15 protein-coding genes are annotated in these 18770 nt (G+C 48.8%); 3 read left to right on the forward strand and 12 right to left on the reverse strand.

Annotated features, from left to right (window positions below):
- Positions 1-374 precede the first annotated feature (374 nt).
- Positions 375-965, forward strand: coding sequence for a hypothetical protein (locus tag ACO0LD_RS08460; protein WP_423005655.1), 591 nt, complete (start codon positions 375-377; stop codon positions 963-965).
- 256 nt (positions 966-1221) lie between these two features.
- Here the strand turns inward: ACO0LD_RS08460 and ACO0LD_RS08465 are convergent, their stop codons facing one another.
- Together ACO0LD_RS08465 and ACO0LD_RS08470 are read right to left on the reverse strand one after the other, a co-directional pair.
- The gene (locus ACO0LD_RS08465; protein WP_423005657.1) at positions 1222-4212 is read right to left on the reverse strand and encodes a diguanylate cyclase; all 2991 of its coding nucleotides are present in this window, start codon (positions 4210-4212) and stop codon (positions 1222-1224) included.
- 138 nt (positions 4213-4350) lie between these two features.
- Positions 4351-4656 (reverse strand): hypothetical protein, encoded by a 306-nt coding sequence (locus ACO0LD_RS08470; protein ID WP_423005659.1) that lies wholly within the window; start codon positions 4654-4656, stop codon positions 4351-4353.
- A gap of 706 nt (positions 4657-5362) precedes the next feature.
- Here ACO0LD_RS08470 and ACO0LD_RS08475 point away from each other — a divergent pair.
- A complete protein-coding gene (locus ACO0LD_RS08475) occupies positions 5363-6091 on the forward strand; it encodes an alpha/beta fold hydrolase (protein WP_423005661.1) in 729 nt (242 codons plus the stop codon).
- A 17-nt stretch (positions 6092-6108) separates the two neighbouring features.
- On the opposite strand, the gene bchE is transcribed toward ACO0LD_RS08475, so the two are convergent.
- Complete coding sequence (bchE, locus tag ACO0LD_RS08480) at positions 6109-7686, reverse strand: magnesium-protoporphyrin IX monomethyl ester anaerobic oxidative cyclase (protein ID WP_423005663.1); 1578 nt, start codon at positions 7684-7686, stop codon at positions 6109-6111.
- A gap of 36 nt (positions 7687-7722) precedes the next feature.
- Entirely contained in the window at positions 7723-9123 is a 1401-nt protein-coding gene (locus ACO0LD_RS08485; RefSeq protein WP_423005665.1) for a CoA transferase, read from the reverse strand.
- A 123-nt stretch (positions 9124-9246) separates the two neighbouring features.
- On the opposite strand from ACO0LD_RS08485, the gene ACO0LD_RS08490 reads away from it, so the two are divergent.
- Positions 9247-10464, forward strand: a complete 1218-nt coding sequence (locus ACO0LD_RS08490) for a citrate synthase family protein (protein WP_423005667.1) — start codon at positions 9247-9249, stop codon at positions 10462-10464.
- A 1-nt stretch (position 10465) separates the two neighbouring features.
- Here the strand turns inward: ACO0LD_RS08490 and ACO0LD_RS08495 are convergent, their stop codons facing one another.
- The 8 genes from ACO0LD_RS08495 to ACO0LD_RS08530 form a co-directional block, all read right to left on the reverse strand.
- Entirely contained in the window at positions 10466-10699 is a 234-nt protein-coding gene (locus ACO0LD_RS08495) for a helix-turn-helix domain-containing protein (protein WP_423005669.1), read from the reverse strand.
- A 7-nt stretch (positions 10700-10706) separates the two neighbouring features.
- Positions 10707-11294, reverse strand: coding sequence for a hypothetical protein (locus ACO0LD_RS08500; protein ID WP_423005671.1), 588 nt, complete (start codon positions 11292-11294; stop codon positions 10707-10709).
- Positions 11295-11474: 180 nt separating this feature from the next.
- The gene (locus ACO0LD_RS08505) at positions 11475-13877 is read right to left on the reverse strand and encodes a TonB-dependent receptor plug domain-containing protein (protein ID WP_423005673.1); all 2403 of its coding nucleotides are present in this window, start codon (positions 13875-13877) and stop codon (positions 11475-11477) included.
- A gap of 137 nt (positions 13878-14014) precedes the next feature.
- Entirely contained in the window at positions 14015-14875 is an 861-nt protein-coding gene (locus tag ACO0LD_RS08510; protein WP_423005675.1) for an STM4011 family radical SAM protein, read from the reverse strand.
- Positions 14872-16212, reverse strand: a complete 1341-nt coding sequence (locus ACO0LD_RS08515) for an STM4012 family radical SAM protein (RefSeq protein WP_423005677.1) — start codon at positions 16210-16212, stop codon at positions 14872-14874. The genes ACO0LD_RS08510 and ACO0LD_RS08515 overlap by 4 nt, the downstream gene beginning before the upstream one ends.
- Complete coding sequence (locus tag ACO0LD_RS08520) at positions 16209-17015, reverse strand: STM4013/SEN3800 family hydrolase (RefSeq protein ID WP_423005679.1); 807 nt, start codon at positions 17013-17015, stop codon at positions 16209-16211. Before ACO0LD_RS08520 ends, ACO0LD_RS08515 begins: the two co-directional genes overlap by 4 nt.
- The gene (locus tag ACO0LD_RS08525; RefSeq protein WP_423005681.1) at positions 17003-17668 is read right to left on the reverse strand and encodes an HAD family hydrolase; all 666 of its coding nucleotides are present in this window, start codon (positions 17666-17668) and stop codon (positions 17003-17005) included. The genes ACO0LD_RS08520 and ACO0LD_RS08525 overlap by 13 nt, the downstream gene beginning before the upstream one ends.
- A complete protein-coding gene (locus ACO0LD_RS08530) occupies positions 17661-18770 on the reverse strand; it encodes an STM4014 family protein (protein WP_423005683.1) in 1110 nt (369 codons plus the stop codon). The genes ACO0LD_RS08525 and ACO0LD_RS08530 overlap by 8 nt, the downstream gene beginning before the upstream one ends.

Below are 18770 nucleotides of genomic sequence, written 5' to 3' on the forward strand. Positions count from 1 at the left end.
TCGTATCACTCATTATTATTCCATATGCGATCAATCAGTTTCTACTTTATCAATCCTGATTTACCTGACACGCCTGCCAGTACTCTGCGGTGGATTTCATGCTTTTCTGCAGATCAAAATATATCATTGGTATGTACCACTAATCAATACGAATAAAGAACAAATGTGGATTTTAATTTGCAATCTTAAATAAATCATTAACAATCAAATCAATTATCAATGATTTCCTTCTTATTCAATTAGTTTGACAAAAATTATATTGGTACGTACCATATAAAGATCATCAACCAATACTTCCTGTTATGCCTACCTCCATCTCACCTCCGGTTTTTATTACATTTACAGGCGCAGACAGCATCGACCTGATACCCGGGATGCAAGCACTCTCCAGGCAATATCCAGTTGAGTGGGGCATACTTATTGATACCGCAAGGGAAGGGATCCCGCTGTTTCCAGATCACAAAGCCCGTCAGGCAATGCAGCGCAGCGGTCTGCGACTCTCCGCGCATGTTTGCGGCGAGCTGGCACAGGCGATTGCTGAAGGCAGAGATCCTGACTTTGATTTCTCGGGATATTCCCGTGTGCAGATTAACCATGGCCGCGCCGGCAGCAGCGAACAGGAAATACAGAACTGTTATTTGTTTGGCGTGCGCAACGGCGTGCGCCCCGCATTGCAGTCTCAGGGAGTATTTCCGAATGATGGCCGGGCAGACTGGCTATACGATGTGTCTTTTGGAAATGGCGTCAAACCCGCAACATGGCCACCGCTTCAACACGCTCACCCTTTTTGCGGTTTCTCTGGCGGTATTGGCCCAGCGTCGATCAAGGATGTTTTGCAGGTACTTGCTATCGCGCCAGATACACCATATTGGCTGGATATGGAATCAAGCGTACGTACCGATAATCAATTTGATCTTTCAAAATGTCGCCGCGTCTGCGAAGTGGCTTTTCAGATCCCGGCTTGACACAGGCTGCAAGACTCCCATGTGGCGCACCTTGGGAACCCTTGACTAAGTAAATGCAAACTCGTTCAGAAGCAGTTTCGTCGGCATTAACCTGGGCAATGAGCCTGTTGCTGACGAAATCTCAGTGGGTAAATCCAGGCACTTACTGGACCAATTTAGCAAGCAAATGAACAGCTTGTCTTTCTGCTAGTAGTGCTGGCAAATAGAAAGTACTAATTTGCATTATTGACAATCAGCCATCTTAAATAAACTAGGCTTATTCTGCATTGCTGTCTGCAATGTCAATATACTCAATCCGATTGCGCCCCTGTTCTTTTGAACGATACAAAGCCATGTCGGCCTGAGCGATAAGCTCGGATGAAGTTTTTGGGTGTTGCGGGTCGAACGCAATTACACCGAAACTCGCAGTTACAGTAATTGCCGGGTGCCTCTGGAGTTGTATGGGGGACGATTGTATGACTTGATGCAAAGCTTCGACACGCCCTCTTCCTTTTTCCAGGCCCAGGTCAATCAACAATATCAGAAATTCTTCACCACCGTAGCGCCCTACCGCATCGTATTGCCGCACTACTGTTTCCAGTCGCCGTACTACCTCTTGCAGCACCGTATCCCCTGCGGGATGTCCATAAGTATCATTGATACGTTTGAAGTGATCCAGGTCCAGCAAAATCAATAATAATGGTGTTTTTTGCCTGGATGCTTTCACCAGTTCCTTATCGAGAATTTCTATCAAGGCAGAACGGTTCCAGGCCTTGGTTAAACCATCGCGTAGCGCACGCGCGCGCAACTCTTCTCTGGAAAGCTCAAGTTCTCGTGTACGTTCGCTTACCAGTGCTTCCATTTGTAACTGCCGCTCGGTCAATTTGCGCAACCTGTAGCGATGCAGGGTGAGCAAAAAAAAGACCATCGCAAAGCCGCATAAAAAATAAAATGGGATAGTCCTCCACCATGGGGGATGAATCAGCAAAGACTGTGTCATCAACGGAGACAAAGTTTGCGCCTCTGCATTGCTGACAAAATATTCCAATTGATAACTTCCCGGCGGTAACGCGGTATAGCGTATGTCTGGCCTGAACGATTCCGACCAATTGTTCTCCAGTCCAGCCAAACGATAATGGAACTTGAGTGCATCCCGGTTCTGGAAGTTCAGACTGGTCAAGGTCAGTTCCAGCTGTTCGGGAGACCAGGATAAGCGCAATGACTTGTTTTTCGGTGAGGATTTACCATCCTGAGTGACATTTTCGATTAATACGTTCAATTGTTGTGCCGTAAATAATCGCTCAGGCTCAAGCAAATGAGAAATGCCGTTGCTGGTCGCAATCCACATCGATCCGTCCTTGTCTTCATAAAACGCTTGGCCGTTGATGTCATCCCATATCAGACCGTGGTTCTGGTTGAAGAAACGCCATAGCTTTTTATTCCATACAGCGATACCTGCATCAGTACCGACCCACAGCCAGCCACGACGGTCTTCATGCACAGCAATCATGGTCTTACCGCGTAGCAGGGCGACTTCCTGTCGGGAAGCCTGGATGCCATCTTTACCAATCTCAACCCGCCACAAGCCGGCCTGACCACTGCCCAGCCACAAGGAGCCATCACCCGCACAACTGATCATTTCCATGGCTGCGCCGTCACCCTCGGTGCCGACGCGAAAACTATCCCAGCGAGCTCCATTGAAGCGCAACAGGCGATGTTCGGAAAGAAACCAGATATCGCCACTACGGTTTTGGCAAAGGTCAACAAACGGTTCGCTCTTTGGACCTAACACTGCCTCAAGCTCGGCAGGTTGGCGCGCCAATGTACCGGCGGAGTTTGTATCGACGTTGAATATGCCTTTCGCAGTAGTCAGCCAGAGCCGGCCATTGCGGTCAGCCAGCATGCCCGAAATCAGAGGCAGGGCCGCAACCTGTGTAACAAAACCAGTGCCAGCATCGTATCGCATCAACAGACCCGAATAAGTAGTGCCCCATACCACTCCGTTTTTGTCCAGCACCAGCCTCGCCCATTGGTGGTTATTGTGGTCAAGCTTGCTTTTGTCAGGTACAAACTGCTTCTCCTGCTTCTCCTGCTTCTGCATGCGTGCAGGTCCTGAACGGGTACCAATATGCAGCACACCTGCTTGATCCCTTAGGAAAGAAAGAACTACGTCGTCAGGCACACCTTGCGCGGTGGTCCAGTTTTCCCAATTCCCATAGCCCAGCCAATTAATCAGGCCATGCCCACGCGCGCCCATCCACATGCCACCGTCTCTGTCAAATAGCAAGGCATTGAGGCCCCCACCTGTTCTCAGTCCGTTTCGCGCATCGAAGACTTCCCAATGGTCATTATTCCAACGAATTAAACCTTGATTAGCATTGCTGAGTACACGGTTCTCAGAATCTACCGTCAATGAACTTACCAGCCCAATTTTGTTCAGGATATTTCCAGGTGGTGTACGATCGGAAAAACGTAGCTCTTGTGATGGCAACAGAACGATGTGCTGACTTCCCCGTGCCCATAACTGGCCTTTGTTGTCCCGGATAATATTGTTCCAGTGTTCAACGGGTACTCCGTGCGCGCTACTCCAGACTTTCAGTCCTTGTGGCCCATATTGACAGAGCGACTGATGACATCCCATCCACAGTGTCCCATTCGTGTCAGCATGGATGCTGAAAATGTCGCTCAATACAGGCTGCTGCAGTATCTGTTCGTCAGAAAAAAAGGGACGTGTCTGCGGCTTGCCGTCAAGCAGTGTGAGCGAATACAAGCGTTGGTCGTTGATTACCAATAGTGATCCATTGGGCAAGGATGCAAAGTTTTGCCCCGGCCATATATTCATCTTCTTCCCTGCGTTTAAAACAGGAACGAAGCCTTCGCCTGATTTCAGATAAAGATTATCGTAGCTACCAACCCAAAGCCGGTCTTGTGGGTCGGTATGAATAGCCGTCACGAAAGGCTCTATTAAACCGTTTTCTCCCGAAAAGCGTCGGAAACCTGCGCCGTTATATCGAAATAAGCCATTCTCAGTACCTATCCAGAGATATCCCGTCTTATCGAAAGTCATCGCAGTAATTGACAAATTGCTGAGTCCATCGCGCTGCGTAAAGTATTGCAAAGGCATTTGCTGTGCCAATGTAAAACATGGCCATAAGATCAGGCTGATAATGAGGAAGCGTAGATTGGATGGCATATGGAAAGTCGTATTGAAAAATTTCCAGTTCAAAAATGCGTCAAGTTTATGCTCTCTCCCTTCTCCAGCCAGCAAACCATTTGGAATTTTAAGGAGATGAATAGATAAAGCTTAAGACGACCGAAATCAGTGACTAAATTTCTCCAACTTCTGGATATTCTCAACATTCGTCGAAAAAGTAAGCGGTGCGTTCATTTTTGACAATAAACGATTCTATTTTTTCTTCGAAATATTTCGCAGCAGGTCAGAAACATCTTTGCTGAGTGGAATGCCATGACGTCGATAAAGTTGAATATGGAGGACCATATTTTCTAGCACGAGCTTCGCCGCCACTGCCAATAGCGTTATATGGCGATCCTCTTCATTAAAATTATCGAGAGATTCTGCCATGGTGCAAATATGTTGTGCAGTAAGTCTTCTTAATGAATCTTCGTCGAAAGGTAAATCGGCCATATCGATTGGATCTTCAATCTCAACCTCCTTCATCAACTCCTCAAGCATTTGTGGGGTTACTGTCATAGTCCATTCCTTCGCTAAAAATATAGCAGCACCTGTTCTTTACTTTCCATAATAGCCTATTTCGAGAGCAACACTTTCCTTAGAGCTGTAACATATCCATTCTTGAAAATGACACGCGAAGTATTTTCGTTAATAACAGCACCACGTACAGTCTCTAAGCATCCTTCATTCTTAAGAATTTACCCCACTACATTTTTTTGAAGAGCGAACTGCGAATAAATGCATGCATCAAAGATGGCTTCAGCCAGAATGCCATGAAATATATCTTTGATTGAGTCTTGATCAGAAACCGGAATAGCTATTTCTGGATGTGAGCGACAGGTGTGAGGGCCATCAATATTGAGAGTTTGCTCCGTTAGGTCAAAAAATCAAAAGAAAACCTGAACGTCAAAGTCCACGCCAACATTGAATAATCTGAGAGCAATTGAAAAATTAATCGTTTGGCTTTCTACTTATGAAAACGCCAGAGGATATAAAAAAGAAACGGTCTAAAGAAAAAATGAACATATCATTGATGAAATTGGAACTTGAAGACAAATATGGCTTAAAATTATGATGATCTCTCGCACCATATAACAATAGATTTTGTTGACGTACCCTGCGAAAAAGATGAGCTGCGCGTCATCACTGCGCAGCATCTGTGCGACATGGCTGATGCCATGAAAAACTTCAGTCAAGAAAAAATAAACATCCACCATTAATCCGCATGCCTGAATTCACCATATCTGGTACAGCGCCAGCGCGTCAGTTCCTGCTCATCCCCGGCTTCATGTGTGATGCCAGTTTATGGAAATTCATGTTGCCCGGGCTGGAGCAATTGGGACAAGTACATGTCGCTGATTTGAATGAGGGGAACAGCATAGAAAGCATGGCGCAGCGCCTGCTTCCGGCATTGCCAGATAAGGCCATCATCATAGGTTTTTCTCTGGGCGGCTATGTGGCGCGCCACCTGGCATGGCTGGCTCATCAAAAAAACAAAACCATAGGTGGCCTGGTTTTGCTGAACACTTCAGCACGCGCCAGCACAGAAGATGAAGTCATGAAGAACCGCCAGCAAATCAAACTACTGGAACACTATCCGTACAAGGGCCAGACCATGACAGCCCTGCGCCGCGCCCTGCATCCGCAACGCCAGGATGATGCTGTCATGCTGGCACATTTACAGGCCATGTCACTGGCGCTTGGCAAACAAGTCTTCTTGCAGCAACTGTCCATAGCTCGTACAGATGGTCATCATGAACTGCCTGAGATTACTTGCCCTGCCCTGGTCGTCGCCAGCAGAAATGACCAGATGCGCAGTCTTTCAGAATCAGAAAAACTGGCGAACGGATTGCCTCATTCCGCCTTGCATGTCATCGAGGATTGCGGTCATATGTCGCCACTGGAAAAAGCGCCAGAACTCATCACTATGCTGGGCAACTGGCTGCGTAAATAACTGGACCATCGCCTGCTTTAACTCACCGGACTGGTCTTGATAGTTATCACCTTCTTCTTTTTCCTGGCCAGTGCTTCTTCATTTTCATGCAGGGATGCACCCCAGAATTTTGCCAGGCTGGGGCCGTTCTTGATCTGCCTGGTTCCAAACAGGTATTCGGCAATTTCATGGAACCAGACGCGCCTGCCCATCCTGGTATACCAGCGCATGGCGTGGGCAAAGGCTGGGTCATGGCCCCTGAGTATGCGCCAGATGGCTTTCGGCCTGGCCTGCATGATGACTTCCATGGTTTTTACCCACAGTATCACGCGCCACGGTGGAACTTTATTGGTTGCCAGTACCTGATGCTTGTAATCCCATTTACGGGTATCGGTTTGTATGACGCGGCGGTCTGCCACGGTAGGGAAGTAAGGTGTCCAGCGGTGCGGCGTCACATACAGCATCTGTATCTGGTCGGGATCATAGCGTAATAAATGCTTTAATGAGCGCCAGTAGTCAGCATCGGTTTCTTCTTCAAAGCCCACCACATAAGTCGCCATCGAAACTATGCCATGCTGGCGCAACAGGCGTATCGCCTCCTGGTCTTCGCTGGTAGTGCCACCCTTCTTGATGTTTTTCAGCACCGCCTCGTCATAGCTTTCTATACCGAGTAAAAAGCGTATGACTCCGGCTTTTTTGTACAAGTGCAGGATATCGGCATCCCGCACGATGTCACCAGTGCGGGTGGAGCCTACCAGTGTCAGTGGTACGTTCTCGGCAATCAGGGCTTCCAGAAAAGCCTTCCAGGCTTTGCGAGAACCGGTCGGCAATTCATCGGCGAAATTGATCAGTTCCACTCCTTGCTCGCGATAGAGGCGCGCCAGTTCCTGGGCAAATTTGACAGGGTCGCGGTGACGCCACTGAGTCCAGAAACCACGCTGCCCACAATAGCTGCACAGGTAAGGGCAGCCACGGGAAAACTGCACGACCACGGCGCGCATATTGCCCCAGTAAGAATAGCGGCTATGGTCTATGAGTTCCCAGCCCACGCGATAATCATCAAGCTTTTCTATCATGGCCGCAGCAGGCGTGGCAAACGGCGCGCCATCGACACGCAGGGCAATGCCATCGACTGCCAGCAAATCACTGCCTGTGCTGAGGGCCTGCACCAACAAGACGGTAGTGCGCTCACCCTCGCCCTTGACGATGTAGTCGATAGAAGAGTTTTCATTGAGGACATCTTCCCAGTGATAGGTAGGAAAGACGCCGCCATAAATCAGAATGATATCCTGCATGCGCTGCTTCAGCATGCCTGCCAGTTCAACTATAGTGACATGCACAGAAGTGGAACCGGAATGCCCCATCATGATGATGTCTGGCTGTGCAGCCACGACATGTTCCAGGATCGCTGATAGCGGCATGGGGCCAAATTCTGCATCCAGCAACTCCACCTCAAAGCCAGCATCTATCAGCGGGCCACCGACACTGAGCAAGCCCAGCGGTGGCAATTGTTCAAGCGGTATGCGGCTGCCTATGGCCGTATGCGGAGGATTGATGAGCAGTATCTTCTTCGCTTGTGGCTGTCTGACTTTGAATTGCAGGATATTGGCATTCACAGTGATGTCTGAAGCTAAATAGTAATGTTTTGCATTCTACATCCACACTGCGTCATGTTGCCCCAATATTGGTGCAGGCAATTCAAAACGGGCAGGTGTCAGACTCATTTTTTCTACCGGCGCAATCGCCTGCATCTCGCCAAAACCTGAGCTTGATGTTTGCAAGAAACTGGCGATTTCATCGGGACGCAATTCTGCGGCATCTTCATGCAGACCACGTCTGGACATGGCTTGCAGCCAGCGGCCAGTTTGCGCCAGCGATACCCTGACTTGCCAGCTACCACCTTCTATCGAACGTTTTTGCAGGGCCAGCATGGTCGCATACGCCAACAGATAACCTGTTGCATGATCCAGTGCCTGGAAGGGCAGCTTGCCTGGCGCTACATTGCCAGCTGCTCGCCCTTCTGCATCTGCAATACCGCTGGCCGATTGCACCAGGCTATCGAAGCCACGCCTGTTTGCCCAGGGGCCGACGTGACCATAAGCAGACAGGCTGACGTGTATCAAGCCGGGGCGCAATGCGCATAATTCTTCAACTGAATAACCAAGTTGGGCGATAGCACCAGGCCGGTATGCCTGCATGAAAACATCTGCACCACGTATCAGTTCAAGTAATTGCTGTTTCGCCCCGGCATTGCGCAAATCCAGTTGCGCTGAACGTTTGCCACGGCCAGTATCCATCACCAGCAACATGATATTGGGCAGGTGTGCTGCACTTATCGCCAATACATCGGCCCCATGTTGTGCCAGTGTGCGTGCGCCTACAGGTGCTGCAATTACCCGCGATAAATCCAGCACACGGACACCGCTTAATGGACGCAAGGGAGTTTGTCCGCTACCTTGGTTCAATGGTATGACAGGGCCATCGGCCACTTTCCTGACTTCAAACAGGGGCAATTCAGCAATCGCCCGTGCCTGCGGATGCGCCTGCCATTCTTGCTCTGTGCGTATCATGGCTGCACACATATCTGCATTGGCGAGTACCTGCTCCAGCTCCGCCGCTTGCCATCCAGCAATGGCTTTGGCGACTGCAGCACGCTCATCTGCACATTGCAAGATAGCCAGTACGCCATCACGGTGATGCGGGAAGTTGGTATGCAATTGTATCCAGCGACCATCGCCCGCCTGATAGTAACCGGCTATCTTGTTCCAGGGATCATCGGCAGGCTTGTCATTGATGCTGAGATAGCGGTCACTCTTGAACATGGCCAGGGCATGACGTCTGTCCACCGTGATCTTTTGTTCAGCTCCACCTCGATCCTGCCATAACTGCGCAGCCATCAGGGCTTGCACGGCAATGCTGGCGGAGGCCACATCACCCACCTGGAATGTCGATGGTAATTGTGCCGTATCGTCGCTGAATGTAAGTTGCTGTAAAGCCTCAGGCTTGCCGCCCCCCATTTGCCATAAGGATGCCAATAAAGTTTCTGCCGACACAATGCTCTCCCCAAAAAAATCAAACTGGCGCACAATGCGCTCATCTGATCTTGTATGTTTGCAGTCTAGAATCTGCATCACACTGTGGTCAATCTTGATTCTGACTATCAATATAAATTAATCGTGGATAACTCACTCACTGCCAGACAAGCCGCCGAATTGCTCGGCATCAGCCTGCCGACCTTGTATTCCTACGTCAGCCGTGGCTTGCTGCAATCGCACCAGTACCAGGGACAGAGGGCGAAACGCTATGTAAAGGAAGATGTATTGCGCCTGCTGGCACGCAATACCGACAGCAAGCGAGCAGGCAGTGCGGCCGAATCAGCCATAGATTGGGGCGTGCCTGTCCTTGAATCCAGAATCACCCAGGTAACAAATGGCAAGCTGTACTACCGTGGCCATGCCGTTGATGAACTCGCAGGCACGCATACGCTAGAACAAACTGCATGGATTTTGTGGAATTGCGACGCAAGTCCTGATCTTCCCCAGACTTGCCTGACTGATTTGACTGCACTGTGGCCAAAATTGCTGGGCCTGACTGCACATCTGTCACCTTACGAAAGAACCATCAGCATATTGCCCCTGCTGACTAAAACAGTAGAGGAAATGCCAGATATCCATGCGCATCAAAAAGCCATGTTATGGATGCACCTGACGGCAGCGTCGCTATTGGGTGTCACACCTGACTATCGGCCATTTCACAAAAAGCTCGCTGCTGCATGGCAGTTAGATGCAGAGCAAACAGAACTGGTACGCGCAGCCCTGGTCGTTAGCGCTGATCATGAGTTGAATGTGTCGACTTTTACTGTACGTTGTGTTGCCTCTGCAGGTGCGAACATGGGTATGGCATTAGTAGCTGGACTGGCCGCGCTCTCAGGCCCCAAACACGGTGGTGAAAGCCTGCGTGTCAGCCGCATGCTGCGTGCTGCCCTGGCCACGCCACCAGGTGACATCCCCAGCTTCCTGGCAAAACGACTGCACAGCCATGATGCCAGTCACCATTTTTCACCGAGACTGCCGGGCTTTGGTCATCCGCTCTACCCTGAAGGCGACCCACGTGGCGCCCTCCTGATGAATATGCTGGACAGGAATAAGCATGCAGGCTTGTTTGCCGTAGCCGACATGGCTGAAGACCTGACCGGACAAAAGCTGAACATAGACTATGGCCTGGTCGCAGTAGAAAGTGCCTGCCAGTTACCACCGGGTGCAGCGCAAATCCTGTTTGCGCTGGGCCGCACAGCAGGCTGGATAGCCCATGCCATGGAACAGGTGAAAACAGGCCAGCTCATACGTCCGCGAGCCAGATATGTAGGCATATTTCCAGAGACTGATGCCACATAAATCAGGCTTCTGTCGTAGGTACATCTGGCGCATCTGGCGTATAAGCCAGAATATCTCCCGGTTGACACGCCAGCACTTCGCAAATTTTTTCCAGTGTATCAAAGCGTATCGCCTTGGCTTTGCCGGTCTTTAATACGGACAGGTTTTGTGGCGTGATATCGACCAGTTCAGCCAAAGTATTCAAACGCATCTTGCGCTGGGCAAGGACGACATCAAGATTAACAGTAATGGGCATGGCGTCCTCAGATGGTCAGTTCAGCTTCTTCATTGAGGTCTACACCGATTTCCAGCGACCAGATCAGCAACAAAAAAAACGCGATCAAGGCTAGTTGATCCAATACGTTTCCAATAAAGTGGCTGATATCACCACTGCTGTTAGAACCTGGATAAAAATAACTGAAAATGAGACATAAAAAATCTAAAGCCAACTTTGCACAGACAAGTAGCAATTTTAAATTGAATGCTTTTTTCGCGTGAAAAACTGCCTGCCTGTTAAAAATCTCTCCTTTATAAAAACAGGTCATTAAATTTTTCAAATGCCCAATAATCATAAATAGCAATGCAGAGAAAAAAAATGCTGCCATTGACGCTGCTATTTTTAGTTGCGTACTTATTCCACTTGCCAACAAAGAAGACAATCCATCGTCCACCGTAGCGGCTTTCGCGAGATAGCCTGCGATTGTCAAATCTCCGGAAGGTATTTTTGCCAGTACGAAAGGGAATAGCAACGTCCCAAGCACAATAAAGATCATGGACAATACTGCCAAATATATAAAATATTTACTCAACTTCCGAATACTGACAATCCTGGAATGTTTCTGAACTTGCATCTTGGCTCCTGATTGAATTAATGGTGTTAATTCTAAATCAAAAATTTCGAAAAACAATATTTATTTACTGTTTATCGATAAATAAATGCCGTTATTTAAAATTACCCTGAAGCTGGCGATACAAAAGAAAAAGGGCTGCATAAAGCAGCCCTTAACAAAAAACCAGTTCAAATCACGTCATTACCAGGCGTAAGCAGCCTTCGCATAGTAGTAACGACCATTGAAACCATAAGGCGAGAATGTGCTGTACGGCAGTGTTCCGCCAGAATTCAAATTGCCTGCCGATGTCACCAGATCAGGGTATTTATCAGTCAGGTTATCGACACCGGCACTGATAGTCCATTTGCCCAGTTTCACGCTGGCAGCCAGATCCAGTACCACATTGGCGCTATAAGTCTGATCCAGAGTGACATTATTTTGTGGCGAGACAAAACTGCCATAGCGGGTGGCCAGGCCATGGATATTCCAGTTGGCAAAGGCATAGTCAGCAGCGATACTGAATTTGTCTTTTGGTGTCGCCTCGGTTGCGCGGTTGATGGTTTGTCTGTCTATCAGCAAAAGATTGTTTTGCGTCAGAATCGCCGGATTGGCAGCGACATTTTTGACTGTCGTGTCATTGTGATTGTAGGCCACGGTAAAGCCCAGCTTGTCTGCACCAGACAGCGGGATCTGGTAAGAACCAACTACATCAACGCCACGGGTCTTGGTATCGAGCGCGTTGGTGAAATAACGTGCCGCGCCTACCAATACACCCTGCTGTGCCAGCACGCTTTGCAAAGCCGCAGGCAAGACCAGGTTGCCAGAATACAGGATGCGCTTATCAATATCTATCTGGTAGGCATCAATACTCAGGGTCGCATTCTTGCTTGGCTGTATAACTGCGCCCAGGCTGTAATTGCGTGATTTTTCTGCTTGTAGCGGTACTGCACCCAAGGCTTTGGCAGCAGCCGTGGCGACACCAAAAGTACCGGTATCCACCAGTTGCGATGTACCGTTGATGGTGAGCAGGTTAGTCGTGGATATTGTGTAATTCTGTTGCGCCAGTGAAGGAGCACGGAAACCATTCGACACAGCAGCACGCAAGGCAAATTCTTTGGTGAATTCAAAACGGCCCGACAATTTTCCAGAAGTGACGCTACCAAAATCGCTGTAGTTTTCATGACGCAAAGCCAGCGAAGCACTCAGTTGCTTACTCAGTTCAGCTTCGATATTGGCATAGATGGATGCACTGTGGCGGCTGAAGCTGCCTGCATTCGAAGGCTGGAAACCAGAGAAACCCTGGGCACCGCTACCGAAATAGGAATTCGCTTCACCCGCACCAATTTCATATTGGTCGCGGCGATATTCTGCACCGACGGCCAGCGTCAGCGGATTCGCCAGACCGGCAAATTCAAATTCTTTCGCCGCATCAAAATTTGCCAGGGTCTGGGTATTTTTCAACTTGCCGGCATAAAATTTTGTCGGGCTGGTGGCACCCAGGCTCAAGTTGACGGTATTGTTGACATCCAGACTGAATTCACTGGAACCATAATTGACACTGGCATCCCAGCGCCAGCCATCAGTACGTCCCTTGACGCCGCCTACGACAGACACATCCGTATTGGTTGCCGCTTCATTTGGCAAAAAACCGTTCGGATACAGCGGGGTGCGCAAAGTCGTACCTGTGGTATAGGCGGTACGCCAGGTTGCGGCAGCATCGGTGCTGCGACGGCTGTAGTTGGCAAAGCCGTACAGGTCTATATCTGTCGCCAGTGCCAGCGAGGCATTGGCACCCAGGTTGGTCTGTTGCAGCTTGGGGTCGCCCTGTACCTGGTTGACCCTGCCGTACAAGGGTTCTACCGGATTGCGGAAATCAGCACCAGCGCGGTTGGTTTCATTCTGGTTGCGCTGTTCTGCGGTAAAACGCGCCCAGCCCTTGTCACCCAATGCCGTACCAAAATTGGCTGAGACGCTGGCCTGGGTACCATCACGCTTGCTGTATTGTCCGCCACCCAGTTGCACTTCACCACCATTTGCACCTTTTTTGAGGATGATGTTGATGACACCGGCAATCGCATCTGAACCGTATTGCGCCGCTGCGCCATCACGCAAGACTTCTATCTTTTCAATCGAACTGATAGGGATGGTATTCAAATCAGCCGGTGAAGAGCCGCGCCCTGCCGTGCCATTCACATTCACCACAGCCGAGGTATGCCAGCGCTTGCCATTCACCAGCACCAGGGTTTGGTCAGGTGACAGGCCGCGTAATTGTGCCGGGCGGCTGGCGGATGTACCGTCTGCCACCGCAGGACGCGGGAAATTCAAAGACGGCAACAAACGGCTCAACACCGCTGCCAGCTCGCCAGAGCCTGTAGATTGCAAATCTTTGGAAGTCAGTATATCGACCGGTGCTTCAGAGTCTGACACGGTACGTTTGATACTGCGTGTACCAGTCACGATCACTGTATCTGATTGTGGTGGGATGATTTCTTGTGCCTGTGCAGAAAAGGCCGCCAGGAAGGCCGTTACCAGTAATGCATTACGCCTTCTTGGTAAAAATGAAGATGGTGTGGAATATAATGTGGAATATGATGCGGTACTCATGCGCTGTCTCTTTCTATGCAAATGAACTTTAGGTTGAACCGATATTACTTCCTTGTGCATAGACGACAAACGATTGTTTTCAGCTTAAAGCATGAAAAAAACATATAAGGAAAAATCGTTTATCTCATCTCCGCTTATCAGGCAAAACGCACAGGTATCCTTTCCAGCAGGCCGCTGCCATACACTTCATGCGACTTCATGGAGTCAAGATGGATGTAGCCTATGTGGCAGTGGCAAGTCGCTTTGCTGCAGCTCTCTTTCTTGAGCATGCTGGCTAGCGTGTCTGTAAAAATATTGCCTTTACGGGTTTTGATGAAGTGACAGCGGAAAAGGTCGCCATTACCTTCTATAGACACCACCTCACTGCCAGCCTTGCAGTCCTTACCAATGCTTTCATACCAGGGCAGGTTCAACCTGAACAGGTAATCAATGTCCTCAAGGAAAGCGATTTCTTCTTCTGAGTAATAATCCACTTCACGCTTATAGGCATTGATCCACATATACACATCCTGTGGCAGGCGCTGGCGCAGAGAAGTAATTTGCGGGAAGTGTTGTTTTAGCCCCACTACACCTACACTATGACGTATCTGTAATGCGGCCAGTTCATTGCATTTGCTGAGGAATTTTTCTTCCGTCACAAAGTCAGGATGATAAGTCGTCCACAAAGCCGTGGTCTGATTATTGCAACGGGACAACCACTCTGTATTCCAGGCCAGATTGGTTTGTGCCGCCACCTTGCTCACGTGAGGCAGATGCGACAAACGTATCACCGCTTCCTGATACCATTTACGCACCAGGGCTTCACCGTAAGGTGTAATAAACACTTCCATGGGCTGGTCTGCGCTACTGTTTTGCTCTACCCAGTCTACGAATCTGTCCAGGTCTTTTTTATCCAGCGCCTGCAGTTCGCGGCTGTTTTTTTCCTTGGCAAACGGGCAGTATTCGCAACTGTAATTGCAATCTGTCAGGTGGCCGCGATATATGACTTTCAGGCTCATTTGACGACATACTCCTGCATTTTGTTTTTTACAGCGGGCGAAATAAACCAGTGGCCGATAAGATCAGAATAAGCCATGCCCTCGCCTTGCAACTGCATGCGCCCGGCATTTTCTTGCGCAAGATTCATGTCCAGCAAGGTCTGCAATTCAGGAAAATCAGCATACACATTCGTACCATAAATGCTTTGGTAATGCGCAGCATCCAGTCCTTGCGCCTTTAGCAAAGACTTGATCAGGTAACGCCGTTTCCTGTCGTCCTCAGACAGGCGTATCCCGTAATTTGCCACCATGAAGTCAGCGCGTTCCCTGGCGACATAGTGATCGATGATTGCTGCCACATTCGGTTTGGCCACTGCATATTCTGTCGAGTAATGCACATCTGTAGTGTAAGACCTTGCATTCGTGCCCAGGCCTATCATGCCATCTTCCTGACATGAATATTCTGAACTCTCAAGCATGCCAGCAACTGGCTTGCGAAACAGACGCATGGAATCTTGCACATAACCCTGGGCCTGCAAAAAGTCTCGCCCTATCCGGTAAAGCGTGCTGCGTATGTCTTCGTTTTGTATACTGATATGTTTCTTGAATAGCGAAGTCAACGGGCGCACGTATAAGGGATACAGGAAGATTTCAGTTGGTTGAAACTGTACCGCTTTTTGCAACGATGCCAGCCAGGTTTCCGCAGTTTGTCCAGGGATGCCATAAATCAGGTCCAGGTTAAACACCGGGAATTGATAACTGCTTATTTTTTCGAGTAACGGCTCCATCACGGTTTCTGGCTGCACCCGCCCTACCGAACGCGCTTCGGATTCGATGAAACTTTGTATGCCTATGCTGAGTCTTTGCACACCATGTTGCGACAGGAAAGTCAGCTTTTCATCATTGATGGTATCAGGCGAAATCTCAAAGGACCCTGGTGTGTTTTTCAAGTCTACGCCCAAGGTATCGGTGTATACAGTAAACAATTGCTCAAGTTGCGTGATGTCCAGGTGACTGGGTGTTCCACCACCGATAGCATAACCGGCAAAGTTGAAATCACCCAGGCTATCCCTTACCACTTCTGCCTCCAGCTGGACTTTTTTAAGGTACAGATTGACCAGGTCTTCCCTGGGATGCGACACCGTAAACAAATTACAGAATGAACATTTCATGCGGCAAAAAGGAATATGCGTGTAGAGATACAGCGCATGCTTTTTCTCTGTTGCCCAGAGTTCTTTCAAATCCAGCTTTTCTTCAAAATTCCTGTATGCGGTTTTGTGCGGATAAGAATACAGATAACTTTGAAAACGATTAGTCTCCTCCAGATAACGGCGAAATACATGAACTATCTCTGTCATGTCAGACTCCCGCGCGTCATATGAAAATCAGCATAGGGGATAGTCCAGACTTTTTCATGCCCCAGCCTATGGCCAGTAAAACCGTCTTCGCCATAGGTGGTGCCGTGATCGGAACTGATAATCACAAAGGTGTCACCCATTTGATTGAGCGCTTGAAACAAGGGGGGCAACTGGCTATCGATATAACGCAATGCCGCAGCATGACTGGCCAGGCTATCACCACCTGAACCGGGCAGGTAATGACAATTGGGTTGGTGTAGTGCAGATAAATTCATAAATAAAAAAACTTTTTGATCAGGTTTTTGTTGCAGCAACTCTACGGCAAATTCAACTTGATGCCTGGTTGAGTCAGGATCGGTCACGCCAAAATCTGGCTGCCAATAACTTTCCTGGAACAGATTGGGCAAGACGCACGACAATGGATTTTGCTTCTTGAAAAAACCGACCCCGCCTATACAGATAGTGCGGTAACCAATGTCAGCAAATCCGCTGACGATGTCTGGCGTATCGAAACAATAACTGGATGTACCTGTGGTTTCACTGCCCGCAAACTTCAATGAAAATAGACGTTCATGCACACCGGGCCTGGCCGGAGTAGGAAGAAAACCAGCGAAGAAGGCACAGTGCGATGCATAGGTGAAAGAGCCGGGAGCATGGCGCTCTTCCCAACCTGCTGGCAATAGTCTGGCAAGAAAAGGCGTGCGGCCGGCGGCAAGCTCTTGTTGCGCAACGTCATAACGCAGGGTATCAAGAGTAATGAAGAGTACATTGCTCTTGCCAATGATCTGGTTCATATCATGCATGCCAGGGCCTCCTCCAGATCATGGATACTCGATAGCTCATAGTCTGGCCTGATAGCGGCGATTTCATTTTCAGGATTGATGAAAACTGTTTTCAATCGCATGGCGATGGCTGGCTGCATGTCATTGACGTAGTCGTCACCTATCATGACTATACTGGCATGGCGACAATGGTTTAAGGCATGTGAAAACAAGCGAGTATCAGGTTTGGCATAACCTACCTCAGCAGAAATAAAGATATATTCAAAATAATCTGTAAGGCCTGCACGCTGTAGTTTCCGACGCTGCATATTTGCAGAACCGTTGGAAATAATCATGAGTTGATAATCAGCAGATAAACGTTCCAGCATCTCATTGAGCACGCTATCTGGCTTCACGAAATCAGGCAATGACATATGATCTTCCCACAAGCTTTCTGCGGTGTAAGGAAGGCCAGGGAAACGTTGCAATACCTCATGACAAAAAAGCTTGCGGTCTTTTCTGCCATGACAGTCCAGTGCAATCATTTCATCATGAACTACAGACATGTCCTCGTCAGAAAACGCTGCTTGATTTCTGACGATGAAATTCTGCATATACGCATGAAAGGCAGCATCCCTGTCTACCAGAGTATTGTCGAGATCAAAAAGCAGACTAGCCTTTTTTTTATTAAGCATGAGCCAGCCTCTGCCTTTCCAGGACTGCATTGATTTCTGCCAGATAGGTATTTTCGCCATTGTGCAGCAAATTAGGCAGCAAATCGCCAAAGGCATTGGCTTCCAGCAACACGGCTGTCTTTCCATCTCTTGGCAACAGGATATCAAGCCCGGCGTACAGGGAACGCGGGAACGCCTGCATGGTTTTTCCTACCAGGGCATCAATCTCTTGCCAGGTAGATGATGGCAATTCCAGTTCATCCACTGCACAGCGCTGGTTACCCAGATGCAGATTGGTCATGGGGCCACGACTGAGCCTGGCAATGGCATGCCTGCGCTGGCCAGCGATACCCACTACCCGCAGATCGTAAGAACTGTCTTCATGCTTTGCCTTGGGTATCCAGCTTTCTACCATGGCACCTTGCGTAAATAAAAAATTCAAGATATTTCTTATCTCTTCTCGCGCAGTATATTTTTTGATTTTCAGTGAATTGTAGTAACGGTCACCGTCAATAGCATGAACAAGCTCTACCGTAGAGTATGCCTGCTCTTTGCCATTTTTCTTATTGTATTCATAGGCAACGATGCCCGATGCAGAAGAACTGGAATTCAGTTTGATAAAAAAACGGCTGTACGCCTGCGTTTCTGAGTAAGAAAAAAATTCATCATAGCTGGAAAAGACCGGCAGACTGGGTAGCGTATGGGCAGGCAATATTTGCTTGCATAAGGTCTTGTTAAACATGCTGATGATGTCTTCAGGATGATTGAAGCAATTCAGCCCAACTATCTGCTGTGCGATTGATTCCATCAATCTGGAAAATCCCTGGAACCATATTCGCGGATGATAAATCCTGCCGCGTTCATCTTCCAGTTCGCTGGCATTTTCCAGACCACCGAGGGCGAGTATTTTCTTTTCCACGGCAAAGTTTTCACCAGGCGACTCTATCCTTACCGTGTCACCATCCCTGAGTACATCAGACAGTTTGCATTGCCCATTCAAGATGCTCAGGTAGGGGGTGACCAAGGCAGCATCCTGCCCTGCTTGCTGCAATGCTTCCTGAAAAAAATGTACACGCCGATTTTCAGGATTGCCTATCAGTACAAAACGGGATTTCTGTTGCAT

This window comes from Undibacterium sp. Ji83W, from assembly GCF_049340385.1.
Lineage (GTDB): Bacteria > Pseudomonadota > Gammaproteobacteria > Burkholderiales > Burkholderiaceae_D > Undibacterium.